The following is a 25438-nucleotide window of genomic DNA, read 5'->3' as shown; positions in this document are numbered from 1 at the left end:
TCGCGCGGAGTATAAAGAATTTTGCTTTAAAAACCCAAATTAATGCTAAGTTGAACACTTTGTCATTTCCGGTTTTAGCCCGCCTAAGGAGTCTCATTGACTGACCCTCGATCTAACAAACGTACCTTTATCGATTTGAGCCATCGCATATACGACGGCTTAATCACGTACAAAGGTTTACCTGCGCCCATTATGTGCGACTACCTAAGCCGCGAAGAATCGAAAAAGGTTTACGGTGATGACTATCAAGTGCAAATCGGCAAAATCGAAATGGTTAGTAATACCGGCACCTATATCGACACACCTTTTCATTTTGCCGCTGATGGTGACGACCTTGCACAAGTGTCGTTAGCGCTGTTGGCTGATTTACCCACCGTGATGATTGATGCAAAAGATAACATCGAGATTGGCCTGCACTTTTTCAAAGAGACAGATGTGGCAGATAAGGCCGTCCTTATTAATACCAATTGGAGCAAGCATTGGAACAGCGAGCAATACTTTGAAAACCATGCTTATTTGACTGAAGAAGCTGCGCAGTGGCTACTTGATAACGGCGCCAAATTGGTGGGCATTGATTCACACAACATTGATGATACCCGTGGCCGAAAACGCCCAGTGCATAGCTTGCTATTGGCAAATAACGTACTGATTTGCGAGCACCTTACCAATTTGGAGAAAGTGCCCACCCAGGGTGCACGTTTTTATGCGGTGCCGCCTAAAATAACCGGTGTGGGCACCTTCCCTGTTAGGGCATTTGTGCAAATTGAAAAGAGTAATAACTAACCTTTCTGCAGTGCCTCTATGCGTTTGTCCAGCGGAGGGTGGCTGGAAAACAACTTTTGCACCTTGCCTGCACTAATGGCAAACGCAGCCATTTCCTCTGGCATGGGGGGCGCATCTTGGTTTTGCTTTAAACGCTTAAGTGCAGCAATCATATTGTTGCGCCCCGCGATACTTGCACCGCCAGCATCGGCTCTAAATTCACGGTAACGTGAAAACCACATTACGATCATCGATGCTAAGATGCCGAGTATTACTTGGCTGATAATCGACACTATCCAAAACGCTGGCCCGTGACCCCGTTCGACTTTAAACACGACTCGGTCTACCACATGGCCGATAACCCGCGACAAAAACACCACAAAGGTATTCAGCACGCCCTGGATTAGGGTCATGGTTACCATATCGCCGTTGGCAACATGGCTAATTTCGTGGGCTAGCACAGCTTCAACTTCGCTTTGGGTCATGTTTTCAAGTAAGCCGGTACTGACTGCCACTAATGCATTGTTTTTGTTCCACCCAGTGGCAAAGGCATTGGGGCTTGCGTGCACGAATATACCCACCTCAGGCATGCCGATATTCGCTTGTTCTGCTTGGCGCTCAACCGTGCGTAGTAACCAACGTTCAGTGTCATTTTCAGGATGCTCAAGCACATGCACATTCATACTGCGCTTGGCCATAAACTTTGAGATTAACAAGGAGATGATCGAGCCACTAAAGCCAATAACGGCCGAGTAAACAAGCAGAGCCTGCAAGTCTAAATCAACCCCGTTTTGTGCTAACAAACCTTGAAAACCAAACAGGCTAAAGACCAAACTAATCAATACCATAACGGCAATATTAGTGGCTAAAAACATTAATATTCGAAACATATTTCACACTCCAAATTGGAATGCTTAATATGTGGCCAATGCTTGCGTAGCGCAATAGCAAAGGTGCGCAGTTTCAATATTTATTAAAAGATATGGCTTCGTCAGACAGAGCTACATTGCCCCTGCATTGGAAAGCGAGGAATCGAAGAATGTGCCGCTAAAGATTGAGTCGCCTTACCACTTGCTTTAAACCCTGTGAGCTCAGCATCAATGAGAGCTTTTACCTTGTGTAGTGCAGGGCGCATAATAATATGCAACGGGATCGTGCTAGTTGCTTTTGGGGACTGATAAATTGTTACACCACAGAATTCGGGGCGAGAAAAAACCAGTTTAGCACTGTAATTGTTGAGCACCGCATAATCACAACGGCCCTTTGCCAACATCGAACCCAGCGTAGCTTTACTAGAGGATTCAAAACGGACCAATCTCCCAGCGTCGATTGAGGCTTGTAAACCAGTATAAACATACCCTTGTTGGGTACACACACGCTTACTATCAACGACAGCGAGGTCAAAATTGTCATCAAACGGCGTGAGACTATACAAAAAGGTCTTATGCTGAATAACCGGTATGCTGGTAATGACCTTGTTAGGCTCAGATACCCAGCCCACATTCGCAAGATATAAATCGACTTTACCTTCTTTTACAAATGTTTCACTTCGCTGTTGGTTTGAATCCACGAAGGTAACGTCTACTCGTTCTCGACGTTTTAAATTTGCAATGAAGTCCGGCACGATCCCTTTATACGTTTGTGAAGGGTCGTCGTAATATAAATAGGGAAAAGAACCGGGAGTGTTGACCGCAAAGGTAAGTTCATAGAGTTCGGTAGCTTTCGCCAACTTCGCGTTAAGCGGTAACACAAGAAGTATTATGGCAAGTCTACATAAGCGCACTAGCGTCAAACGAAACTCCTTTACTAAGCGACTTTAAGTCAACGAGTATGAGTATTTCACGCCTGTGGGTCAACTTTGTTAATCTGGTGATTAGAGGCAGTGGACACCTGCACCCAAATGCATGAGTGCAGTACTCAGACTTAGTCTTTTGCGGGCATATCCTGCAGTAGCTTGATAATAGTGCGGTTATTATTTAATTCCGCCAGTTCAACCAAGTAATCTTTCTCAAGACTTTGCATCGGCCCATTAGGCAGTAGCTCTTTCACGGTTTGCTCTTCGCCATTGGCAATCGCGGTTTTTAAAGCGGCAAAGTGCGCGATACCATGTTCATTTTTATTCTGTTTATGAGATGTCATCATGCGTCCTCCATCAAGAATTCACTTCTAACCTAGCAGTTCAACCTTGGCGGGATCAACCAGGCCTCACAATTTGTAACCTTTGAGTTTGCATTATCATACTGAATACATCGGCAGATAAAAAAGCTGATTGGAGGTGAACTGCAGTGCCGGTTTGTCGCCGTAGACAGATTATGAATAAGTAGAAAGCGTGGCAACACAGACAACTGTCACCAGTAGCAGGTGACAGTTGTGCCGTAAGAAATACATATCCGATTTAAATACCCACACCCGCCACTTATTTTGCGCTAGGAGCAAGCTTCCGCTTGGTGGGTGATATTTTCTTTTTGTTGCTCCGCTTGTTCAAATCGGCTGATCAATGCACTTCTGATCCAAAGTGTTGCTATAGCTAGAACAACCCCTTTAGCCGCCATACTTGCGCCGGCATCATCGGGCAGCAAGAACAAGTTACGACTACCAATGAAATAAATACCTAACGCAATGGCGGTAGGCCAAGCACTGACTGTATTTATTGCTAATCCCGCTAACACGTAACTCAGGCCTACGGATAACAGCGGCATGTAAATAAAAGCACTTAGTAAGGGAGAGTTCGGGTTAATGTAACCAAAAAGGCTTAAAGGCATGGCACACAGTCCAATCAACAGACCTACAAAGATTGGAGCCTTATGGATCCCGACCAAATTGGATAGCTCTTGAAAGATAACTCCTCTCCAGCAAGCCTCGAAAGGAAACACAACTAAAATAGCCATTAGCACCCCAACAACAGTGATCGTAAGACACAAGTTAAAGGCAAAGAAAGCGTAGGATTGAGGCTCGTTACCTAACAACAACGCGACATTAGTTATGTGGATTTGTTGGCGTACTGTATCTAAAAAATACACTTGATCGTTTAGATGTCCCAGTCGCCCAAAGTACAAAGAGCCCTGCTCTGCGAACAATAATACGAAGCCAGTAAAAATACCTATCCCCATCCATTTAATATCGATACGTTTCACACTGTTTAGCATCAAGTGAATGCATTTTTTTCCGCTTAATAAACACGCCAATAAGGGGATCCACATTAAGCTCACTATTAGCACTCCCCCAAAGCTAATAATGTCGACATAGGCAAATAAACATTGCACTGAGATACTGGTGACAAAAATAACGGCAATAAGAAAGTTAAACTTTTTTATGGTGAGTTGCATGTACGCCTCCTTAGCTTGCTAAAGCATCGAATTGTTGCCAATTGATTTGGCGGTGAATATTCAATAAAGGCACTTGAATCGTATCAACGGCTTCTTCCCAAGTTTTCCCCGTTGTCGTTAACGCGTGGTATTGATCATAGTAAAAGCCAACTTTGCCGTCTGCTTGGCATTGTTGCTCGATAAAACGCAGAGAAAAGGTGAGGATATACTCTATATCTAAACGCCGAATATCTGGTATTTGCTCTTCTAAAGTCTTGAGCACCGTCAGTGCTAATGGCAAGTTGTAATCATTAAGCAGTCTAACCAACTGTCCTGAAGCATATGCTGCGAAGTAAGATAATGAGGGGCCTCTTGCCCATATGCTATCTATATGGGTCGCGGCGAGTCTAAATGTCATGCCCGCCACAAGCATTGTGTGGTAATGCTTGACCCACGTTTGAAATTCATCACTGGTTTCACTTAGCTTTTCGAAACCTTCTGGCTCACCTGGGCCCGGTACTATAGTGTGATCAATTAAATTCTTGTCTACCAGGTCTAATGCATACTGCAAATGCCAACGCTTGCAAAGTCCTGTCAAAATCAAACACATCAATAACTCTAACGCCAAATCTAAATTGTTATTTGCCATATAGCGCACGAAAAGAGCTTCTAGAGCTTGTAACTGAAGGTGTCCGTACGTCGGCTCAAGCCCAAGAAAGTCATGATTGACCTTCATTCCAGTCAAGTAAAAAATATTATGCGTTAAAGCATAAGCTTGCGCTTCATCACATTGAATCGGATCTGGCAGACGATTCATGTTAGTCAACCTATTCACCTCTTCAACTGAATACGGCATTTCAGATAACCCATACATTTTTGCGAAAAACAGGTTATCCATCAGTCGAAAAGGGGGGAGTTCTATAGATCGTAAATGAGTAGATAGGTAAGTATCTTCGAAATAAGCATCTAGTTTTTCAGTACTTTTGCCCAAGCTTTTTGCCACAGCGACAGGGAATGCATAAAGACCATATGTGGAAAGATTCCGCCTAGCTAAGTCTAAGTAGTCGTTGCAAGAGATGGTTTGCCAATAGCTTTCAACTAATGCTGTTGGTGATCCAAATGCTTCATATTGTGCGGTTACATATATGTACAAGCCAGCTTCGCCGAACGCTTTACGGCGATAATCAGTCCCTTTGGGGCAGTCAGCGACTAGCGGTTGGAAGCATGACAAATTTCTATCTACCCAGTTATCAATTTTATTAATTCTTTTTTCTAAGTATTTTAACGTCGTACTACTTTCTGCAAAATTTTGATTATTCATGATAGTCATTCCTTATTTAAGTTCGTTAATAGTAATCAAAGACAACATTAAGCGAACTGTAAGATCTATCAGTTAACATCAATTAAGCTCTAAAAATAATAACCTGATACTTTTTACAGTTTCCCAAATCAAAAAAACAAACAATTATTACTCCATCAATTTCAGGGGAAACAAAATGAATAAATTGAAAAGTGAATCATTTAAGAAAGACATAGAAAACAAAATTAAAAACATAGATATTTGGATAGATGAAAATAAAGAATATTTTGATTTATATAGAATTTCAGATAGTGAAACTACATTTTTACATAGAAAGTCATTTTGCGAATATTCTCTGTATTTATTAGTGTGTAATAACCATACAATTAAATCAAAAAGCAAAATCGTTGAAAAACAATTCTTTGATCAACTGAAAGATGAAAAATTTCTTCAATTAGCTCAAGCAAATCGCGAACTTTTCCTCGCCTTTGGATTACCCATTGCAGTCGCGAAGCACCTTGGAGTTAACAACACAGAACACGAAAACTATTTTACGGACGAGCTTTATTCACAACATGCACGTTCGTTGGAGTTAGTGCCCTTTCGTATGATGGATTATATTTTTGCTACGCAGATCCACGGCGACTTAGCACATATATTCCCAGTAAAAAGTCTATATGCCATGTCAAACTTCACCCGTTTACCCGACCCTATTCACACTGATGAGTCCCAGGCATACGCTTTAACGCATAACGTGTTTTATCTGACCGGCATGCGCAAATGCCATGACTTTTTAGATGTTGGGCTGCGTTTCGACCATGGGATTGCCGGCTCTCTAGAGTCCCTGCTAATAAAATATATTGCAAAGCAAGACCTCGACGTATCGCTAGAGTTACTTGCGTCCCTCGCCTTAACTGGGCATTGCAAAGAATGGCATTTGGACTTGGTTTTTTGTGAAATCGCCAAGGTGATACAAAACGACACAATCATTCCAGGTCCGGTAGGGCGAATGGGTGATGATGTTAAGCAGCGTCACGGAGAAAAGTTTCAAACGTGGGCTAAAAATTATCACACCATGCTGGTCGCAGCGATGTGCTTACGAATTATTTATGATCAATTGGACGACATTTTTGTTGACGCGGACCCCGTCGATTTAAAGCTCATATATTCCCTGGGGCACTCCCTAAGATTAGCCAACGAGTACAACCTTCCCCTTCTGCTGACCGTTCTCAAATCACTTGAAACTGATCGTGAAGCAATTGAGACAGTCGGTTTGGGCCATGTCATTGATAACACAATTCAATTTGTTAATTCACAACGGAATGAGCGCGGCTCTATTGGCTATTTTCATGACGAAAAAATGAAGAATAAAAGTAACTGCTTCGAAACTTCAGTCCACAACACGATTAAAAAGATTGATGACTGTATCGACTGGAAGAAACTAGCAATTGCTTAAAAAATTGGATAGCTAACGCACTTATTTGCGTTAGTCATTCATAACTTGTTATCGCAACAAAAATTAGTTCGTTCGATAACGTATATAAAACGAAAGGAGAAACACCATGCAACTTAACTTCGCAACCCAAGGCGTAAATTTCATCGCATTCACTGGCTATGCACTGGTATATGACGCGCAAGAACTAGGTGACTTAACTGCCGCAGTAAACACCGATCTTATGAATGTACTCGCTGACAAAGTGGACCCTGCATTACTTGATGCAGCGACACATGCAGCCAATAGCATTAACGACATCGCTAGCAACGTATCTGTTAGCTAATAACACACTAAAAAAGGAGAAACACCATGCAACTTAACTTCGCAACCCAAGGCGTAAATTTCATCGCATTCACTGGCTATGCACTGGTATATGACGCGCAAGAACTAGGTGACTTAACTGCCGCAGTAAACACCGATCTTATGAATGTACTCGCTGACAAAGTGGACCCTGCATTACTTGATGCAGCGACACATGCAGCCAATAGCATTAACGACATCGCTAGCAACGTATCTGTTAGCTAATCACACACTAAAAAAGGAGAAACACCATGCAACTTAACTTCGCAACCCAAGGCGTAAATTTCATCGCATTCACTGACTATGCGCTGGTATACGACGCAAAAGAGCTAGGTGACTTAACTGCTGCAGTAAACACCGATCTGATGAACGTACTCGCTGACAAAGTGGACCCTGCATTACTTGATGCAGCGACACATGCAGCCAATAGCATCAACGACATCGCTAGCAACGTATCTGTTAGCTAATCACACACTAAAAAAGGAGAAACACCATGCAACTTAACTTCGCAACCCAAGGCGTAAATTTCATCGCATTCACTGACTATGCGCTGGTATATGACGCGCAAGAACTAGGTGACTTAACTGCCGCAGTAAACACCGATCTTATGAATGTACTCGCTGACAAAGTGGACCCTGCATTACTTGATGCAGCGACACATGCAGCCAATAGCATTAACGACATCGCTAGCAACGTATCTGTTAGCTAATAACACACTAAAAAAAGGAGAAACACCATGCAACTTAACTTCGCAACCCAAGGCGTAAATTTCATCGCATTCACTGACTATGCACTGGTATATGACGCGCAAGAACTAGGCAGCTTAACAGCCGCAGTAAACACCGACCTTATGAACGTACTCGCTGACAAAGTGGACCCTGCATTACTTGATGCAGCGACACATGCAGCCAATAGCATTAACGACATCGCTAGCAAAGTTTCTGTTAGCTAATAAGTGACCTGGCGGTGCAAGCCGCCCTTAATTTAAAAAGGATTCTTTATGAAAGGCTCGGCATTTTCAGTAAACGGTGTACACTTTTATTCAATGACAAACTATTACTTCATTGTAAAAACAGATGAAGTAGAAAATATAACAGCGATTGCAAACTCCGATTTGTTAAATCAACTCTATGACAAAATCGATCCGCAAATTATGGATGCTGCTACACAAGCTTCTGATTTGATTAGTTCAAGTACATTGGCTTAGCATATACGGCGCCAGTGGTAATTTGAATCCTGGCGCAGTCTTTCACTCATCATCACGCTTATTTTCCCCACCGAATGTATATCAGCAAACGATAATTTTTTAATATTTTGTGCCACTTCAATTTAGAAACACATATCAGCACCCTGACTTATCATCATTCGCTAAAGGCTGAAAAAGTAAACGCTTACTTACTAAAAAACCACAGTTACTTCAATGATATAGGCGTAGCTAACTCAGTCACCTTTTTGTATACAGTAGCTTATGTTCATGAAGTCGAGCTTCGCTTGCGCAGCTGTAGATTAATTAAAGTAGCCTAGGGAACGGCATTAACCTGTTCAAAATGACAATACAAGCGCTTAACAGGATACAGGCAACACTGTTCACCTATCCCTTTTTATAAGGCATAAGAGAGTTTGAGAAATGATCTAAAATACCATTTCAATAGATTATATTTATTAAAATATTTGATATCTATTACGGGGGAAATGAGAATACAGTTGGAAAGTAAAAAAGATGAATGTTCGGGCGACGTACAAAAGACGAGCGCCCAATAATATAGAATATATAATGTTAATGAATAGGATTGATATTTAAATTGTTGTCCACTTTAACCCATAGGGCGACAGATTTCTCTACCCCAATTTGCATCGCCTGACCATCTCCCATTCTGCGCATATTTACGCCCAAATACCGAAGAATTCGCTCACAGGCGGTGGTTGTTACCAGTACATAATCTGTAATGCCATTTTTAATCGCAAATGAATAAAATGAACTTACTAAAGCAGCTGTATCTTCGCTTGCGACTCGAGCAGATTTCCCTGTTCTATTTTTACTAATAGCAAAGCGACTTATTTCCCAAATATTTTTTTCTTCAGGTGCTAACTCCCCTCTCAATAAATCTGGGAATATATCTTTTAGCATATAACTTTTTGTTGTTGGTATTGCACGCCATCCACCAACAATATCATCGCTCTCATTCAACATAGCAATATAACTTGGCTGCTGGTTATCAAAAAAGTCTTTTTCCAAGCCTTTATCAGATTCAACATCCCAACCTAATCGCCCTTTAAAGACTTCAGATCTTAATTTGAACATATCATTAATTAACTCTGGATTACGTCCAAATTCATTATTGTTTTTATCTATTACTTTTATTTGTCTCATTGTGTTGAACCTAGTTTAGTTAACTTGCAACTAAGCATATTCAACGAAATTCAATAAATTCAGCTATCACATTTTACAGTAGGGTTTTAATCATTGTCCCTAGCCTAATTCCAATAATTTTCTCCTGTAGTATCTGACAGTATTTTTATAAAACACCGTTAGATCTAACAGGATATATAAACATTTAAAGCAGCTAAAATATCGAAATGGAGTTAAGTGGATACCGCAATGAACAACAATATTTTTGCTTTACGTTCTCGCTGTTTGTCGTTAGTAATAGATAAAGCAGCGTCTATTTCACATTATTGTGGCGCAGCTTGGTTATTTTGTCTTAAGGGCAAGATACTAAAGCTTCAAGGAAGCACTCAGCTGGAATCTGAAGCTCTGCTACTGAGTCAGATAAAGGCAAGTGGTGCCGGGGCAGACCTTTACTTGTCCTTGCCTCCAAATGCTTTGATTAAGGATAGTAACGCACTGGTTAAAAGTGCCACCGACGCAGGTATCGTCAACATTCTGTATCCGCGTATACCTGCTCATTTTAGGTTTAGTGACAATCATAAAACCAATTTTCTTTCTAACAATATCAACGTTATTGCTATCAACAATGCATTGATGGATCTCGGGACGGTTATAACCATGCAGACCAACGAACAAAAGAAAAGGCCTTGGATAAGTTGTATCACGTGTGCTGATCTGTCGGGCAGAAAAGCGGATTTCTCTACGTTTGATGAGGATATAGAAGCGATCAACTATATAAAAAGGCTGGTTAGCAATATGGAGTTTGTAGCTGAAGAGCCCGGTTGTTTGCCATTCAATGTCAGCAACACAAAAAATAATGCTAACAAAGCTGTTCAACATCACACTGTCAATAGTTTACTGGACGTGAAGAAACTTTTAGCACACGCGTGCGAACATAAAATGACCTGTGGACTGATCATTGTTCACACTGATTTAGCTAAAGAAATGATCGTGAGTGGCCTCGTCGACGAAATGATTTATTATCTATGCTTACACCAGACCGAACTCGAAAATACTCAACCGATAAACTTACTGAATAACGATTGGAAAATATCCAGCAGCTATCACTTCAGTAAGGGGATAAGGTTTAACGCTCGTCCTGAATCTGATATGACTAAACAACAATTTAACAGTGAGCATCGTTTATACCTAAATTAGATATTTGGTTTAATAATGCCCTTCTTGATCGCTAGCGCGACAGCATGCTGTCGATTAATAGCGCCTAGCTTGGTGTTTGAGTTACCTAAGTGAAATAAAACTGTTCGTTCAGAAACATTTATTATCTGCGAAATTTCCCAGGCTGTTTTACCTTCACAAGCCCAAAACAGGCATTCAAGTTCTCTTTTCGTTAGCTCCCGTCTATCTGTTTCGTCGCTTGCACTTATCTCAAGCAGAACGTATCGCTCGAATAAGTGCGTTGCAAATGTGTGGCAAAACATCTGAGCGTTATCTAATACTCTATTCGCATCGGAACGTTCATCTATCGCTACACTGAATACGGCGATATTCTCAGAAGTAGATCGAATAGGGATGCTTAGCCCATTGTACAAGCCATATGCCGCTGCTTTTTCGAAAACGAGCAAACCTTTAGTAGAAGAAAAATCTTGGTACTCAACGAGTTTGTCCCAGCGGATAGGAGATTGCTTTTCAAAGATGTATTTAACAACAGGGTCGTTTTGTTGTTCACTTTCCTTAAAGTAAAACTCGAGCCATTTCTCTGGATAATTCGAAATAACTCTAATCGTCGGTGAGTATGAGGATGTTTGCCCGATGACGCCCAATAAATAAAACGGGATATCAATTAGCTGACAGAACCTTTCGCAAGTTTCCTTTAGAGCATCAATTGAGCTACTTTCGTCTACACTTTCTAGTAATTCGTAGAATTCTTCGACTTGCATCATCCCTTCCTTGCTGGAAATGTTTTTAGATTTTAGTCACGAAGAGTGCGTTTGCGTCATTAAGCATGTAGCACTCGTTCATTTAATAACCAAGCTAGCAAAAAATGGTAAGTAAAACTACCAAAAGATCACACTATTAATCTGCAAACCTGTCAAAAGTAACAAGTAGGAAGTAGCACATAAGCTCCTACAATAGGGGTTCTGTAACCTACAGAGGTCATGCAATATGTCAAACGCAAGGTTTCCAAAAATACAAGTTCAGCTGGAAATACAAAAATTAAGCAAGTCGTACGACGAAAATCAAACAGCGCTCAATAACATAAGCTTAACGTTAACTCCTGGCATAATTGGATTAGTCGGATCGAACGGTGCCGGCAAATCGACTCTGCTTAAGCTAATTGCGCAGTTGGAGCGTCCCAGCTCTGGCAGCATCCAACTAAATGGCCAAGATGTAGCAGGTTGCCCGCACTTAATCAGGCAACGATTAGGCCTGCTGCCGCAACACTTTGCTGTCTATGAAAATTTAACGGCAAAACAATTTTTGCAGTATTTAGCCGCGGTTAAACAGGTGGCCAGAACGCATGTAGAGCGAGATATCTCTGAATTGTTACATGCGCTCAACTTACATGAATTTGAAAACCAAAAAATTTCAACGTTTTCAGGTGGCATGCGTCAACGACTCGGCATCGCACAAGCGCTGCTTGGAGCACCCGACATACTGATTTTTGATGAGCCTACCGTTGGGTTAGACCCCCATGAACGAGTTGCCTTTCGCAGCCTGCTAAAGAAATTAGCCAAAGACAAAATTATTATTTTATCTAGCCATATCATTTCTGACCTCGCCTCGATATCAGATAATATCTTAGTACTCGCTAGGGGAGAGGTTTGTGCCTTCAACACACCTGAAAATTTACTTCAGCATATGAAGGGAAAGGTGTGGGACATCATGGTGGAAAACTCAGAAGTGAGGCAAATTGAGACCCTGTTTAAAGTTTGTGATACACAATCTTTTGACGAGAAAACGCGATTAAGGGTTATTCACGACACTCCCCCTAATGAATGTGCCAGTTCTATCGCCCCCAATTTAGAAGACGCGTATCTCTTCTTTACAGCCCCTTGCCCTTTGCAGGAGCACTAAAATGAACTGGTATTTTTGGCGAATTGTTCGATTAGACTTATACAACAGGATCCACAAAACTAACTGGTGGTTAGCTTGTCTTTGCATGATAGCAACGACATTGTTTCTTTTTCCTGATGCGAGCGCTGGATACGCCGTCTTAGATATTAATGGCTATCGGGGAATATACAATTCGGCGTGGATGGGAGAGTCGGTAGCATTAGTCAGTTCTTCGTTCTTGCTGCTGTTTGGGTATTACTTACTATCAGGTATTGTTGCCCAAGAAAAAACATCTCAAATGCAGAGCTTATTACTCTCTTCTTCCTTCACCATCAATCAGTACTTAAGCACTAAGTTTGTAGTCAATGTTTTACTGCTAAATATCATTGGCACTTTGATGATAGCAGCTGCCATGTTGCAACAGTTAATCGCTCAAGAGCAAACTACCATATATGTTACTGCGTACCTCTTGCCCTACCTAGTGCTCATACTCCCAGTCACTATTTTGGCAAGTTGCTTTGCATTATTATTTGATATTCTCCCTGAAAAAATACGTAAATATAGCAACCTAATCTACTTTTTCGTTTGGGCGTCACTCAGTACTTTAAATATTTTTGGATTATCAGCTCACAGCGAATTTACCCGACAAATGGAGCACGCCGCCCCCTCACTAACCGCAGGGCAAGTCCAACATATATCGATAGGAATATCGAAGCTGAATCGCATTCAAGAAACATTTGATTGGCAAGGGGTCAATTATGACACCTTTGTTTTCATACCCGTTATTTTACAGCTATTATCAGGCTTAGTGGTTTTCGCAATCACGTTGAAGCTAGCAAATGGTTCGTGTCACCTCCTATATCAGAGCAAATCAACTCGTTCCACCACAGGTTCTACTTCGAAAAAAACGTCATCAAGTTCCTTCGCGCTCACTAATTATCTCTTTACTCTAAATACACGTTACCCACTGTTAAGCGCGGAATTAGGGATGCTGAGCACTCTTTTAAACCGCAGCTTTTGGGTGATTGCTACGTGCTTATTTTCAGTTTCTTTATTGGTTTCACTCGATATTCTACGCACAGTCATATTGGCTATTATCTGGCTCCTTCCTGTGGTGACAGTTTGCCAAGTAAGTATATGCGATGAGCGCTCTGACACCGCGGGGCTTTTATCAGCCTACCGAAATCAACTCTCCTTAAGGCTGTCACGAGTGCTTGGAGCAAGCATATTTACAGGCCTATGTTGCTTGGGTGCGTTAATCAGGTTTGCAATAGAAGGGGATTTTATAGCGGTACTTCATCTTCTGGGATACTGCTTACTACTCCCATTGGGATCAGTCACGTGCAGCATGATTTTACATTCGCAAAAGATGTTTCAATTGATTTTTTTGTTCTGCTGGATCACCAGCGTGGTCAACCACGCCCCTTATAGTGATCTGATTGGTGTGACAGCCAGCAGTCAAGGCTTTAGCACGACATGGATGGCTAATTTAACCTTATTTATCCTGCTCATTGGATATCATGCCAATCCCTTTACCATGCGATGCAATTTCTTGTATGGAAAAAGCAAAAAAGCAGTCGTTGAAGAGGTAAGAAGCGGTGCTAATTAGGTGAAATCCTATTGCACCGCGCCAATTACCTAGCTGAATTTAACCGTTCAATGCCGCCAACATAGTCTGCGCATCACTGACTTCAAACTTGCCAGGGGCTTCGATGTTTAGTGCTTTAACGACACCGTTTTCCACTAGCATAGAATAACGGCCAGAGCGTAAGCCACCGAAGGTGCCTGTGTCTTTAGCAAGGCCAATGGCCTGGCTAAATGCAGCACCGCCATCAGCGAGCATAGTCACGTTCTCTGCGTTTTGTGACTTGCCCCAGGCTTCCATCACAAATGCATCGTTCACCGATAAACAGATAATGCTATCAACGCCTTTTGCCGCTAGTTTGTCAGCCAAAGCAATATAGCCTGGCAAATGGGTATTCGAACAAGTTGGTGTAAATGCGCCAGGAACAGCAAACAACACCACTTTTTTATCCGCAAATAAGTCAGCGGTTGTGGGGTTACTAGCTTCGCCATTTTCGCGCAAGCTAAAAGTCACTTCGGGTAAGGTATCGCCAACGTTGATCATAATATTTCCTTGGTTAAATGAGTAATAGACATGACATTACTTAGGTTGCAGCAAATCCCACTTGTTGCCAAAACAGTCTTGGAATATTGCCACTGTGGCGTAGGGCTCATCTCTTGGCTCTTCTAAAAAGACCACTTCGCGTTGCAGCATGTTTTGATAATCACGGTGAAAGTCATCCGTTTGCAGGAAAAACGACACACTACCACCTGTTTGATTACCCACCCATTGCTGCTGGTTAACGGCCGCTTTCATCAGCACTAAAGCGGCACCTATCTGGCCAGCATCATTATTTGGAGCAACCCGCACCCAGCGAGAATCTGGACCGTTTTTAATATCCTCAAGCAAAGTGAAACCTAATGACTGGGTGTAAAACTCAATGCCTTTATCGTAATCGTCGACCAATACACTTACGTTACATACGCTTTGTTGCATGTTATTCCTTTTAAATAAAACCCAATAAATGAGGAACAGCGGTTTCGGCGCTAATTAATCAGATATACATCAAAGCGATTCGCCTTGCCTTGCATTTCGATATGGGGCTTTTGCTGTGCTAAAAAAGGGGCACCAGCTGGGCGTTTTACCACCACGCGCTTTTTGGCTAACGCGAGTGCGGGGGCGAGCAGCCCATCGGCGTCTTCGTCAGGACCAAGCAACTGCTGAAAAAGGCGCATTTCTTTTTTCACTGCAGCACTTTTTTTACGATGCGGGAACATAGGGTCAAGGTACACCACATCGGGAGCAAGATTTGCTGGTTCGTTACACCAGTTCGCCATTAAATCAACGGCGATGCCATGATGTAAGCGCATTCGTTGGGGCAGCCAAGCACTTAGCTCTGCACTGTGGTGTGCTCGCTCAAGTCCATCTGCTAACAAGGCGGCTACCACTGGGGAGCGCTCAATCATATCAACCCTGCACCCTAGGCTTGCGAGCACGAACGCATCTCGCCCAAGGCCTGCAGTGGCATCTAGAACTCTCCATTCGCTCTGCCCTTTTAAACCAACCGCTTTGGCGACGGCTTCTTTTTTACCACCACCGTGCAGTCGCCTAAACGTCAGGGCGTCAGAGGCAAAGTCCACTAGTACTTCGCCTACTTTTGGCTCATCTAATTGCTTTAACGCTAAATGCGCTTCGCTTTGCATCAACACTAAGCCACGCCTGACATTACCATCGAAGTTCAATTGCCACACAGATGCTAAGTTTTTAGCTTTTTCAACAAGTTCGTGGCTGGCGTTTTCTGGCACAGTGACTACAGGAACCATCTTTACAGGTGCTGTGACCGGCGATTTTGCAACGGTATGAGTCACCGCGTTGATGTAAGAATTATCAGGCATGACCAAAATGCTCTTTGTGACCTAACCAGCGATTAATAATGGCTTGTGCATTTGCAGGATGTTGTTCCCATAATTTTACAGACAAGGTTTGTACCTGAGGAATAAGCTCGGCGTCACGCACCAAATCAGCGATACGCAAGTCAGCCAAGCCAGTTTGCTTGGTACCCAACAGTTCACCTGGGCCACGTATCTCTAAATCTTGTTGGGCAATATAAAAACCATCATGGGATTCACGCAGCACAGCTAATCGCTTTGCTGCCGTCTTTGACAAAGGGCTTTGATACATCAACACGCAGTGGCTTTCTACTGAGCCTCGCCCAACTCGCCCGCGAAGTTGATGTAATTGCGCTAAACCTAAGCGTTCTGGGTTTTCGATGATCATCAAACTGGCGTTGGGCACATCGACCCCGACCTCGATTACGGTGGTAGCCACCAATAAGTCCATCTCGCCGTCTTTAAATTGCTGCATTAAACGCTGCTTTTCATCGGCTTTAAGGCGCCCGTGCACTAAACCAACCTTTAGTTCAGGCAAGGCTGTTGCTAAGGCAATAGCGGTTTCTTCTGCCGCTTGAGACTGCAACACTTCTGATTCTTCAATCAGGGTGCATACCCAATAGGTTTGCCTGCCTTGCTCTACAGTCGCCAAGCGCACCCGTTCAACCACTTCTATGCGTCTCGTTTCGGGCAATACCACAGTGGTAATAGGCGTGCGTCCGGGCGGTAGCTCGTCGATTACCGAAGTGTCTAGATCTGCATAGGCTGTCATCGCTAGTGTGCGTGGAATGGGCGTTGCAGTCATGATCAACTGATGAGGAAACGCCCCCTGCTGCACGCCTTTTTCACGCAATGCCAAGCGCTGATGCACCCCGAATCTGTGTTGCTCGTCCACAATGACCAGTGCCAAGGATTGGTATTGTACGGTCTCTTGAAACACAGCGTGGGTGCCTACCAGTAACTGCAACTTACCGCTGGCTAAATTTTCCAGGGTTTCGTTGCGAGCTTTACCTTTTAACTTACCGGCCAGCCAGCCGACCTCGATACCTAGGGGAGCAAACCAACCTTGAAAATTGTTCATATGTTGTTCTGCCAGCAGCTCAGTAGGCGCCATCATAACCACTTGGTAGCCTGCACTGATGGCTGATAGCGCAGCCATGGCAGCGACCAGTGTTTTACCTGACCCTACGTCCCCTTGCACTAAACGCATCATGGGGGTTGGGCGCTGCATATCGTGTTGAATGTCGTTGATAACACGTTGCTGGGCACCCGTTAAATCAAATGGCAAGCTATCGAGTAGCTGTTTCAGCAGGGGCTCACTTGGGGTGATAGCAAAGCCTTTTTGCAACTGACTTTGCTGGCGTACTTTAAGCACACTTAAGTGATGGGCCAATAGCTCTTCTAGCGCTAAACGCTGCTGAGCGGGGTGCTTACCTTCCTCAAGTAAAGCCAACGTCACATCAGGTGGAGGCCTGTGTACCAAGTGTAAAGCTTCAATCAAACCGACTTGCTGCTGATAAACATCTTCAGGTAGCAATTCAGCTAAACCGCCTTTATCAAGCAATGTGAGGGCTTGCTCGGTCAAATTACGCAAGGTAATTTGTTTGACGCCCTCAGTAGAGGGATAAACTGGCGTTAAAGATTCAGCCAACTGGGCGTTGGAATCTGCACTAAGGGTTTTATATTCTGGGTGCATGATCTCTAGGCCATATTTGCCCGCACGTACCTCACCGAAACAACGAATGCGCGTACCGTTTTCTAAGCTGTTTTTTTGCGCCGCTGAAAAATGAAAAAAGCGTAATGTGATGGTGCCTGTGCCGTCGCTGATCCGCACTATTAGCATGCGTTTACGGCCAAACTGCACATCGCTAGACATAACTTCGCCTTCGACACTGGTATGCAAATGCGGCATTAGCTCAGCGATGGGATAAATGCGGGTGCGATCTTCGTAACGATGGGGCAAGTGAAATAACAAGTCCTGCACTGATTGCAGGCCAAGCTTAACCAACTTTTCAGCGACTTTGCTGCCAACCCCTTTTAGCTGGGTGACTGGCGTCTGGGCTAGCCCTAACATCGAGAGTCCGAACCTTGCGTGAGCCGATTAGGGAAAGTGATTAAAAGCACAATAGATAACAAAGAAATAGCCGCCTGCCCTTCAAGTAAATCAGATACAAAATATCGCTGAGTTATTTATTATACTTCACGATTTACTCAATTGGGGCAAGAACTCAACACCATTTGTGCCTATCTTTACTCCGCACTTCGCGCATCGAGTGTTAAAGCGAATACTTAGCCGCTTGATAAAGCAATTCAGGCGACAATCGTTGTTTGTAGTCAGGGTTCACGTAACTGAATTTGATCACCCCCTGTTCATCTAGAATAAACACAGCTGGTGCTGGTAATACACCCCGCCCTGCTTTAGCTGGTGCATTTAACTCTATGCCTTTCTTTTCTTTGTACTGAGCGGTTTTGTCTTCAGGCACATAATAACCAATACCAAAACCGCGTATGGTCTCTAGCTTGCTATCAGAAAGTAACTGTACGGTAAATTTGCTTTGCAGTTTTTGAGCTTGCAGTTGCGCTGGCGTTTCAGGGGATATCGCTAATATTTGATAACCCAAATCATCCAGAGATTTTTCAATGTCTTTTAGTCCAGCCAACTGACGATTACAGTAAGGACACCAGCCACCACGATAAAAAATTAACACAGTGGGCTTTTGCATAGTGATAGCTTTCAAGCTGACTGGCGCGCCATCAGCGGTTTGTAATTTGGTGTTTGGGGCAGAATGGCCGACTAGCAATGGGGTGACATCTTGAGCATCTTCAGCAATGGTAGTGCGCTCAAACGCTAACACAGGCGAGGAAAGAACAGCGAGTAAAAGAAGTAAACAACCGATTGTCGCTTTTATATTAGTCATCATTTTGAAATCCTTTGTCGGGGTAACAATCGTGTGTACTTAACGATTACCTCTATGGCTTTTCTCGTATTCTATCTCGCTAATGGCTTCTTGTTCTAGTTGGCGCATCGCTTTTGCGGTGGTTTGCATTTTCTGCCACCAGCTTGCATCAGCCACTATGTTGCCGCCTTCATCAATATGTGGGTAATCGAGGCCTTTGTTTCGACACACGTTTGATAACACAGGAAACCCGCCTTCAAATAGAACACGCTGACACTCTTCTTCGCTCAGTTGAAGGCTGTTGTACATACCAGCCACTTCTCGCTGACGCTGAGCTTCGTATAACACCACAGCAGCAGCCACCGAAACGTTCAATGACTGCACCATACCGACCATCGGAATGACGATGTTTTTGTCAGCTAGGGCAATCGCTTCTTCGGTAGCACCGTGCTTCTCTTGGCCGAGAATAATGGCCGTGGGCTGGGTGTAGTCTATGTCCCTGAAATCCACTGAATCATCAGATAAATGAGTGACCAACACTTGCATGTTTTGTTGTTTTAATACGCTAACAGCATCGCCAATACTGGTGTGCATCTCGGTTTTAACCCAATGCTCTGACCCCATAGCGGTGCCTTTGCGTATCTTGGTTTTTTGATCCCATACGCCATGAATACGATTGATCCCCACTGCGTCACAGCTGCGCAAAACAGCAGATACATTGTGTGGTTTATGAACTTGTTCTAAACAAACCGTTAAGGATGGCTGGCGGGTACTTAATAACTTACGAATGCGCTGATAACGCTCTACTGACATGGGGGCTATAGCAGTCATGGTTTATATTCTTTTTCTTATTGATGCTATATAGCCCTGTTGCCCGCGACGAAGCGTGCCGAGTAGGCTAGCATCTTTTGATCAGCGCACGGCCATTTGGACTCCCCGTGCGCAATGCGGCGCTAAAACGCCACCTGTATTTTAGAGTGAATGTTGCTGTAGGTAATACCTGATATTACTCAGGTAATTCCATCACACCATCGATTTCAATTTGAGCACCTTTAGGCAATTCTTTCACGCCGATAGCAGCGCGCGCAGGGTAAGGTTGCTTGAAATGCTTGCTCATGATTTCGTTCACAGTGGCGAAGTTAGATAAATCCGTTAAGAAGATATTCACTTTAGCCAAATCATTGGTGCTACCACCTGCTGCTTGGCAAACGGCTTGAACGTTTTTAAATACTTGTTCAGCTTGCTCGGCGAAATCGTCAGAGATCATTTCCATGGTTTCCGCCACAAGAGGGATTTGCCCAGACAAATACACAGTAGTGCCAGATTTAATCGCTTGGCTGTAAGTACCAATAGCTTGTGGAGCCTTGTCAGTATGAATAACAGACTTAGACATAATATGCTTACCTTTTAAAGTTTATACGTTAGGTGATTTATTCTGCTTAGATTGGCTGTGCCTTGAAACCCTTTGAACTTCGGGCATGATGCGAATTTTTCGCATGACATCAGCGAGCTGAATACGATCTGTGATGGTCAGTTCTATATCAATGTAATAGATACCGCTTTCTTTTTCTTCGGTTTGTAAACCGACGATATTAGAGCCGCACGAAGCCACATTATTGGTTAAATTGGCGAGCGTCCCTTGATGATTTATTAATTCTATTCGCAGCGCAGCTTTAAATTCACCTTGAGGTTCATCATCCCACTTCATAACAAGCACCCGCTGGGGCTCTTCTTTACTCAGTTTACGAATGTTACTGCAACCCGCTTGGTGAATCATCATGCCGCGACCTGGGCTAAGCACAGCCACAATTTCATCCCCTGGGATGGGGTGACAACAGCGTGAATAAGATACCAATAGCCCTTCAGTGCCTCGAATAGCAACGTTGCGACCACTGTCTGGAATTTCTGCCGCTTCACCGAGTAAACGCCTAGCGACGATGGCGCTGAGTTCATTGCCTAGGCCGATATCCGCCACCAAAGCGTTAAAATCAGCGTGTTTTGTTTCCTCTATCACTCGGTCGATGTCCGCTTGCGGAATTTCATCTAATTTGGTTTTACCCAGCGCATGGCGTAATAAACGATTTCCCATGCTGAATGCTTCTTCGGAGCGCTGATGTTTTAGGTAATGGCGAATATGCGAGCGCGCTCTAGCACTGACCACAAAGTTCAGCCAACTTGCGTTGGGTTTCGCTCTGGGTGAGGTAATGATTTCGACGGTTTGGCCGTTTTCAAGTGGTTTACTTAACGAGTATGTGCGTCTTTCGACTTTCACCCCAACGCAGGTATTGCCTACACCTGTGTGCACTGCATAAGCAAAGTCGACCGCGGTTGCGCCGAGCGGAAGTTCAATGATGCGCCCATCTGGGGTAAACACGTAAATCTCATCTGGGAATAAATCAGTTTTTACGTTTTCGATAAATTCAAACGAAGAGCTAGCACTTTGTTGTAACTCAATAAGTGACTGCATCCATTTACGGGCGCGTACTTGTGCTGTGGTATCGCTGGACTCTGAATCGTCTTTGTACATCCAATGCGCAGCCACACCGATATCGGCCATTTTGTCCATTTCGGCGGTGCGAATTTGAATTTCTACTGGAATACCGTGAGGGCCAATCAAAGACGTATGCAATGACTGATAGCCATTGGTACGCGGTATAGCCACGTAATCTTTAAAGCGCCCTTCAATGGGTTTATACAAGCCATGCATAGCGCCCAGCGCTCGATAGCAATTATCAGCACTGTCAACCACTACGCGAAATGCATAGATGTCCATGACTTCGTTGAACATCAACTCTTTGTTTTTCATCTTGCGATAAATTGAGTACAGATGTTTTTCACGGCCAATGGTCAACGCGTTCATACCGAATGCCGCTAAACGGGTTTCCACTTCTTTATGAATATTTTCGATAATTTCTTTACGATTACCCCTCGCCTGTTTAACCGCTGCTTTCAATGCGCGGTGGCGCATGGGATACATAGCCTGAAACCCTAAATCCTCAAGCTCATTTTTGATATCGTGGATACCCAAACGGTGGGCAATAGGCGAGTAAATTTCGAGTGTTTCACGGGCAATACGACGACGTTTGTCAGGACGTAAAGAACCGAGGGTGCGCATGTTGTGTGTGCGGTCTGCCAGCTTGATCAAGATAACGCGAATATCTTGTACCATAGCCATGAGCATCTTACGAAAGTTCTCGATTTGCGCTTCTTGCTTACTACTAAAATGAATCTTTTCGAGCTTACTAACGCCCTCGACTAACTCACCAACCGTCTCACCAAACTGTTCGCTCAGGGATTCTTTGTTGTGATGGGTGTCTTCGATGACATCGTGCAGCAATGCAGCCATTAGCGTTTCATGGTCAAGACGCATGTCCGCCAAAATGCCAGCCACGGCTACGGGGTGAGTAATGTATGGGTCGCCACTGGAACGCATCTGCCCATCATGGGCTTCTTGGGCTACCACAAACGCACGTTGAGTTTCCGCTACCTTGTCCGGTGGGAGGTAGGCCTCAAGCTTTTGTTTTAAACCCTCAAAAAGATACAAGTGCTGTTAGTCTCAAACGGTGAAAAGTTTAAGGATACGGTGAAATGGGCGCTAAGCCAACGGCTAAAACATCAATTTGATGTTCTGCCGCTAGGATCAGGCTTTTCTTCGGTGAGTGTCCGCGGACTTATGCCCTAGGACTACTGTTCTTGAAGGATATTTGCTACAGACTCAAACTGAGCTTGGTCTTGTGCATGTTGGTCACGCAAGTTTTCTGCATCTAGAGTAGATGCGGTTACGTGACCTTCTTCGATTTCACGTAATGCTACAACTGTAGGCTTATCAGTACCTACTGATACATGTGCAACTTTACCTTCAATCGCAAGTTGTCTTGCGCGGCGTGCTGCGACTAAAACCAAATCAAACCGATTGCCAATTTTATCTACGGCATCTTCAACTGTTACGCGAGCCATTTTGATCTCCGTCGTGTAGCTATGTTTTAAAAAAGGTCGCATAGTGTACTTGCAAACCTGTCATTAGCAAAGATCTTTCACGATCTAAGCGTTGAATTTTTGTGCTAGTCGCTTGCCAGTAAATTTTCAAACAAACTTTGGTGACGCATAACCTGCTTTTCTTTGCGTAAACGGCGACTCGAGACAATCGCGTCCAGCTCTGCTAATGCAGCAGTAAAGTCGTCGTTGACCACAATATAATCAAACTCATGGTAGTGCGATATCTCTGAGACCGCTTTGTTCATACGATCTTGAATCACTTCAGGGGTGTCTTGGCCTCTTTCGGTCAAACGGCGCATTAATTCTTCTCGTGAAGGCGGAGCAACGAAAATCGTCGCGGTGTCAGGGATTTGTGCTTTGACTTGGCGCGCGCCTTGCCAATCAATATCCAAAAACACATCTATCCCCTTGCGCAAGGTTTGCTCAATGACCACTTTAGAGGTGCCATAATAATTGCCAAATACTTCTGCCCATTCGAAGAATTCATCTTGAGTGATCAGCTCTTGAAATACCTCTCGGCTGACAAAATGATAATGTACACCGTCTATTTCACCCGGGCGCGGTGCTCGCGTGGTGTGTGAAACCGAGACCTGCATTTCATTGTTATGAATTTCTGTCGCATCATGGTTTTGCAGTAACGCTTTGATTAAGCTAGATTTACCTGCCCCTGAAGGCGCGGCAAGTATAAATAAATTTCCGAGTGATTGTGGCATAGAAGATTTTCAGTCAAGTAAGTAGATAAAGTGAGTGTTGAGATTTCTATGCAATGTTAGCATATTCCCTTTGTAATGGTGCTAATGCATCAAAACTGTTCACAAAAGGTGACGCAATAATGAACGACAGCCAATATCACCAACTCATCGACGACCTACTAATTAACTTAGAAGAGATGCTCGATGATGTAGAAGCCGATATCGATTACGAATCCGCTAGCAGTATCCTTACCCTGATTTTTGTTAATGGCACTAAGATCATCATCAACAAACAGCCACCGTTGCACCAGCTGTGGGTAGCCACCAAATTTAACGGCCATCATTTTAACTACCAAGATGGTTTATGGATTGACGAGCGCACCGGCGTTGAGTTTTGGCAATTCATGAATGATGCAGCTAGCAAGCAAGCCGAAGTGCCAGTGTCTTTTCCGCGACCGACCGAATAAGCATTAATTAAAAACGTATTAGAACGAACCAAAGAGTGGTAACCCTATGAGTGATAACAATTTAGAGTATGTAGAAGTGAACCCAAGCCAACCCCACAGTGCAGTGGTGATTTGGTTACACGGCCTAGGGGATTCTGGTAATGGCTTTGCGCCAATCGTGCCCGAACTAAAAATACCCGACGCTTTGCCTATTCGCTTTGTATTCCCTCATGCCCCTGTGCGTCCTATTACGGTAAATAACAACATGGAAATGCGTGCTTGGTACGACATCGCTAGCTTAGATTTTAACCACAGAGCAGATCGCGTAGGCGTTGAAGAGTCCGCTAAGCAAGTGGAAGCACTAATCGATGCTGAAATTGCCAATGGCACACCAGCTGAGCGCATTGTATTGGCAGGCTTTTCACAAGGCGGCGTGATTGCGCTGCACTTGGGCACGCGCATCAATAAGAAGCTCGCTGGCATCATGGCGTTATCAACCTACATGTGTGAACCCGAAACCCTTGCCAGTGAAGCGAGCGATGCCAATAAAAGCACGCCTATTTTAATGGCTCATGGTCAGCAAGATAATGTGGTGCCTGTGTTTATGGGCAACGCTGCGTACAAAGTGTTAGAAGAAAACGGTTATCCTGTCACTTGGCAAGATTACCCTATGCAACACAGCGTGTGTTTGGAAGAAATTAATCATATCTCTGCTTGGTTACAAGCACGTTTTAGCTAGTTCAATTGGTTCCTTGTTGCGCTCTTGTTGCGCTCTTATTGCGCTATCCCAAAGCAGAACTGCTTTGGGATAGAAATGTGATGAAATAAAATTCCTGTGCCCTCGGTTTTATTGGATAAGCCCTTTATCTAATATGTAGCAACAGCTACCACAGGAATTATCATGACCATCAATCCCTTTGTCATTGCCCACCGCACAGCGAAGATTACCGTCCTCTTCATCATGCTTAGTGTTAGTCATTTTGCCTTTGCACAAGACCCCGTCGAAACAGGCTTTTTTAATAACAAAGCAATTTACGGTTACGATACCATCGCTTACTTCACTTCGAATAAAGCAGTGAAAGGCGACGATGCATTTACCACACAGTGGCGCGGAGCCGACTGGTTTTTTAGCTCGCAAGCACATTTAGATTTATTTAAAAATGAACCTGAAAAATACGCCCCGCAATACGGTGGTTACTGCGCCTATGCGATGGCCACGGGTGATTTTGTTGGGATAGATGAAGACGCTTTCGTTATTGATAATGGTAAGCTTTACCTAAACTACAGTGCCAGCGTGCAACGAAAATGGCTGGCGAATAAAGCCCAATATATTGAGCAAGCCGATGCCCAGTACCTTATGCAATACCCCGCAAGCAAGTAATCTTGAT

The 25438-nt window shown here is 43.7% G+C and carries 31 protein-coding genes; 14 read left to right on the top strand and 17 right to left on the bottom strand.

Going from position 1 to position 25438, the window contains the following annotated elements; translation table 11 throughout:
* Positions 1-96 precede the first annotated feature (96 nt).
* Positions 97-783, top strand: coding sequence for a cyclase family protein (locus AC0L6N_RS22015; protein ID WP_473477735.1), 687 nt, complete (start codon positions 97-99; stop codon positions 781-783).
* On the opposite strand, the gene htpX is transcribed toward AC0L6N_RS22015, so the two are convergent.
* From htpX to AC0L6N_RS21990, 5 genes are all read right to left on the bottom strand, one after another.
* Positions 780-1652 carry a protease HtpX gene (htpX, locus tag AC0L6N_RS22010; protein ID WP_011573301.1) on the bottom strand — a complete coding sequence of 291 codons (873 nt, stop codon included), beginning with the start codon at positions 1650-1652 and terminating at the stop codon, positions 780-782. The two genes, AC0L6N_RS22015 and htpX, sit on opposite strands and share 4 nt — an antisense overlap.
* Positions 1653-1753: 101 nt before the next feature.
* Positions 1754-2545 carry a substrate-binding periplasmic protein gene (locus AC0L6N_RS22005; protein ID WP_473481421.1) on the bottom strand — a complete coding sequence of 264 codons (792 nt, stop codon included), beginning with the start codon at positions 2543-2545 and terminating at the stop codon, positions 1754-1756.
* Between the two features lie 140 nt (positions 2546-2685).
* On the bottom strand, positions 2686-2901 hold the full coding sequence (locus tag AC0L6N_RS22000; protein ID WP_473481419.1) for a hypothetical protein: 216 nt from the start codon (positions 2899-2901) through the stop codon (positions 2686-2688).
* 287 nt (positions 2902-3188) lie between these two features.
* On the bottom strand, positions 3189-4088 hold the full coding sequence (locus AC0L6N_RS21995; protein ID WP_473477732.1) for a hypothetical protein: 900 nt from the start codon (positions 4086-4088) through the stop codon (positions 3189-3191).
* Between the two features lie 10 nt (positions 4089-4098).
* Positions 4099-5388, bottom strand: coding sequence for a DUF6895 family protein (locus AC0L6N_RS21990; protein ID WP_473477730.1), 1290 nt, complete (start codon positions 5386-5388; stop codon positions 4099-4101).
* A gap of 175 nt (positions 5389-5563) precedes the next feature.
* Between AC0L6N_RS21990 and AC0L6N_RS21985 the strand changes: the two genes are divergently transcribed.
* The 7 genes from AC0L6N_RS21985 (at position 5564) to AC0L6N_RS21955 (ending at position 8369) form a co-directional block, all read left to right on the top strand.
* The gene (locus AC0L6N_RS21985; RefSeq protein WP_473477727.1) at positions 5564-6823 is read left to right on the top strand and encodes a DUF6895 family protein; all 1260 of its coding nucleotides are present in this window, start codon (positions 5564-5566) and stop codon (positions 6821-6823) included.
* Positions 6824-6929: 106 nt separating this feature from the next.
* Positions 6930-7145: a hypothetical protein gene (locus AC0L6N_RS21980; protein ID WP_011573295.1), complete on the top strand. Its 216-nt coding sequence runs from the start codon at positions 6930-6932 to the stop codon at positions 7143-7145.
* A 26-nt stretch (positions 7146-7171) separates the two neighbouring features.
* Complete coding sequence (locus AC0L6N_RS21975) at positions 7172-7387, top strand: hypothetical protein (protein WP_011573295.1); 216 nt, start codon at positions 7172-7174, stop codon at positions 7385-7387.
* A 26-nt stretch (positions 7388-7413) separates the two neighbouring features.
* Positions 7414-7629 (top strand): hypothetical protein, encoded by a 216-nt coding sequence (locus AC0L6N_RS21970; RefSeq protein WP_473477724.1) that lies wholly within the window; start codon positions 7414-7416, stop codon positions 7627-7629.
* 26 nt (positions 7630-7655) lie between these two features.
* Entirely contained in the window at positions 7656-7871 is a 216-nt protein-coding gene (locus AC0L6N_RS21965) for a hypothetical protein (protein WP_473477721.1), read from the top strand.
* A 27-nt stretch (positions 7872-7898) separates the two neighbouring features.
* Positions 7899-8114, top strand: a complete 216-nt coding sequence (locus tag AC0L6N_RS21960; protein WP_473477719.1) for a hypothetical protein — start codon at positions 7899-7901, stop codon at positions 8112-8114.
* Positions 8115-8162: 48 nt separating this feature from the next.
* Positions 8163-8369 carry a hypothetical protein gene (locus tag AC0L6N_RS21955; RefSeq protein WP_011573290.1) on the top strand — a complete coding sequence of 69 codons (207 nt, stop codon included), beginning with the start codon at positions 8163-8165 and terminating at the stop codon, positions 8367-8369.
* A gap of 570 nt (positions 8370-8939) precedes the next feature.
* Here the strand turns inward: AC0L6N_RS21955 and AC0L6N_RS21950 are convergent.
* Positions 8940-9533 (bottom strand): acyl-homoserine-lactone synthase, encoded by a 594-nt coding sequence (locus AC0L6N_RS21950; protein ID WP_473477717.1) that lies wholly within the window; start codon positions 9531-9533, stop codon positions 8940-8942.
* 228 nt (positions 9534-9761) lie between these two features.
* Here AC0L6N_RS21950 and AC0L6N_RS21945 point away from each other — a divergent pair, with 228 nt between their 5' ends.
* Complete coding sequence (locus AC0L6N_RS21945) at positions 9762-10709, top strand: hypothetical protein (protein ID WP_473477714.1); 948 nt, start codon at positions 9762-9764, stop codon at positions 10707-10709.
* On the opposite strand, the gene AC0L6N_RS21940 is transcribed toward AC0L6N_RS21945, so the two are convergent.
* Positions 10706-11452 (bottom strand): helix-turn-helix transcriptional regulator, encoded by a 747-nt coding sequence (locus tag AC0L6N_RS21940; RefSeq protein WP_011573287.1) that lies wholly within the window; start codon positions 11450-11452, stop codon positions 10706-10708. The two genes, AC0L6N_RS21945 and AC0L6N_RS21940, sit on opposite strands and share 4 nt — an antisense overlap.
* Before the next feature lie 223 nt (positions 11453-11675).
* Between AC0L6N_RS21940 and AC0L6N_RS21935 the strand changes: the two genes are divergently transcribed.
* Positions 11676-12587 carry an ATP-binding cassette domain-containing protein gene (locus tag AC0L6N_RS21935; protein ID WP_473477711.1) on the top strand — a complete coding sequence of 304 codons (912 nt, stop codon included), beginning with the start codon at positions 11676-11678 and terminating at the stop codon, positions 12585-12587.
* A 1-nt stretch (position 12588) separates the two neighbouring features.
* The gene (locus AC0L6N_RS21930; RefSeq protein WP_473477709.1) at positions 12589-14175 is read left to right on the top strand and encodes a hypothetical protein; all 1587 of its coding nucleotides are present in this window, start codon (positions 12589-12591) and stop codon (positions 14173-14175) included.
* 39 nt (positions 14176-14214) lie between these two features.
* On the opposite strand, the gene AC0L6N_RS21925 is transcribed toward AC0L6N_RS21930, so the two are convergent.
* The 10 genes from AC0L6N_RS21925 to gmk form a co-directional block, all read right to left on the bottom strand.
* Positions 14215-14694, bottom strand: a complete 480-nt coding sequence (locus AC0L6N_RS21925) for a redoxin family protein (RefSeq protein ID WP_473477707.1) — start codon at positions 14692-14694, stop codon at positions 14215-14217.
* 36 nt (positions 14695-14730) lie between these two features.
* Entirely contained in the window at positions 14731-15126 is a 396-nt protein-coding gene (locus AC0L6N_RS21920; RefSeq protein WP_473477704.1) for a VOC family protein, read from the bottom strand.
* A 50-nt stretch (positions 15127-15176) separates the two neighbouring features.
* Complete coding sequence (locus AC0L6N_RS21915; RefSeq protein ID WP_473477701.1) at positions 15177-16025, bottom strand: class I SAM-dependent methyltransferase; 849 nt, start codon at positions 16023-16025, stop codon at positions 15177-15179.
* Positions 16018-18093, bottom strand: coding sequence for an ATP-dependent DNA helicase RecG (gene recG, locus AC0L6N_RS21910; RefSeq protein WP_473477698.1), 2076 nt, complete (start codon positions 18091-18093; stop codon positions 16018-16020). Before recG ends, AC0L6N_RS21915 begins: the two co-directional genes overlap by 8 nt.
* 202 nt (positions 18094-18295) lie before the next feature.
* Positions 18296-18940, bottom strand: a complete 645-nt coding sequence (locus tag AC0L6N_RS21905; RefSeq protein ID WP_473477695.1) for a peroxiredoxin-like family protein — start codon at positions 18938-18940, stop codon at positions 18296-18298.
* A 36-nt stretch (positions 18941-18976) separates the two neighbouring features.
* Positions 18977-19729 carry a tRNA (guanosine(18)-2'-O)-methyltransferase TrmH gene (gene trmH / locus AC0L6N_RS21900; protein WP_473481417.1) on the bottom strand — a complete coding sequence of 251 codons (753 nt, stop codon included), beginning with the start codon at positions 19727-19729 and terminating at the stop codon, positions 18977-18979.
* Positions 19730-19922: 193 nt separating this feature from the next.
* Positions 19923-20309 carry a RidA family protein gene (locus AC0L6N_RS21895; RefSeq protein WP_006994679.1) on the bottom strand — a complete coding sequence of 129 codons (387 nt, stop codon included), beginning with the start codon at positions 20307-20309 and terminating at the stop codon, positions 19923-19925.
* Positions 20310-20330: 21 nt separating this feature from the next.
* Positions 20331-22460: a bifunctional GTP diphosphokinase/guanosine-3',5'-bis pyrophosphate 3'-pyrophosphohydrolase gene (gene spoT, locus AC0L6N_RS21890; RefSeq protein ID WP_473477693.1), complete on the bottom strand. Its 2130-nt coding sequence runs from the start codon at positions 22458-22460 to the stop codon at positions 20331-20333.
* Positions 22461-22600: 140 nt separating this feature from the next.
* Positions 22601-22873 carry a DNA-directed RNA polymerase subunit omega gene (rpoZ, locus tag AC0L6N_RS21885; RefSeq protein ID WP_011573277.1) on the bottom strand — a complete coding sequence of 91 codons (273 nt, stop codon included), beginning with the start codon at positions 22871-22873 and terminating at the stop codon, positions 22601-22603.
* Between the two features lie 104 nt (positions 22874-22977).
* The gene (gene gmk, locus AC0L6N_RS21880; protein ID WP_473477690.1) at positions 22978-23625 is read right to left on the bottom strand and encodes a guanylate kinase; all 648 of its coding nucleotides are present in this window, start codon (positions 23623-23625) and stop codon (positions 22978-22980) included.
* A gap of 119 nt (positions 23626-23744) precedes the next feature.
* Between gmk and cyaY the strand changes: the two genes are divergently transcribed.
* The 3 genes from cyaY (at position 23745) to AC0L6N_RS21865 (ending at position 25431) form a co-directional block, all read left to right on the top strand.
* Positions 23745-24071 (top strand): iron donor protein CyaY, encoded by a 327-nt coding sequence (gene cyaY / locus AC0L6N_RS21875; RefSeq protein ID WP_473477688.1) that lies wholly within the window; start codon positions 23745-23747, stop codon positions 24069-24071.
* Between the two features lie 46 nt (positions 24072-24117).
* Positions 24118-24789: an alpha/beta hydrolase gene (locus tag AC0L6N_RS21870; protein ID WP_011573274.1), complete on the top strand. Its 672-nt coding sequence runs from the start codon at positions 24118-24120 to the stop codon at positions 24787-24789.
* Between the two features lie 162 nt (positions 24790-24951).
* Positions 24952-25431, top strand: coding sequence for a YHS domain-containing (seleno)protein (locus AC0L6N_RS21865; protein ID WP_473477686.1), 480 nt, complete (start codon positions 24952-24954; stop codon positions 25429-25431).
* Positions 25432-25438 lie beyond the last annotated feature (7 nt).

The organism is Paraglaciecola sp. G1-13, from assembly GCF_055809255.1.
This window is presented reverse-complemented; position numbering and strand designations above follow the sequence as displayed.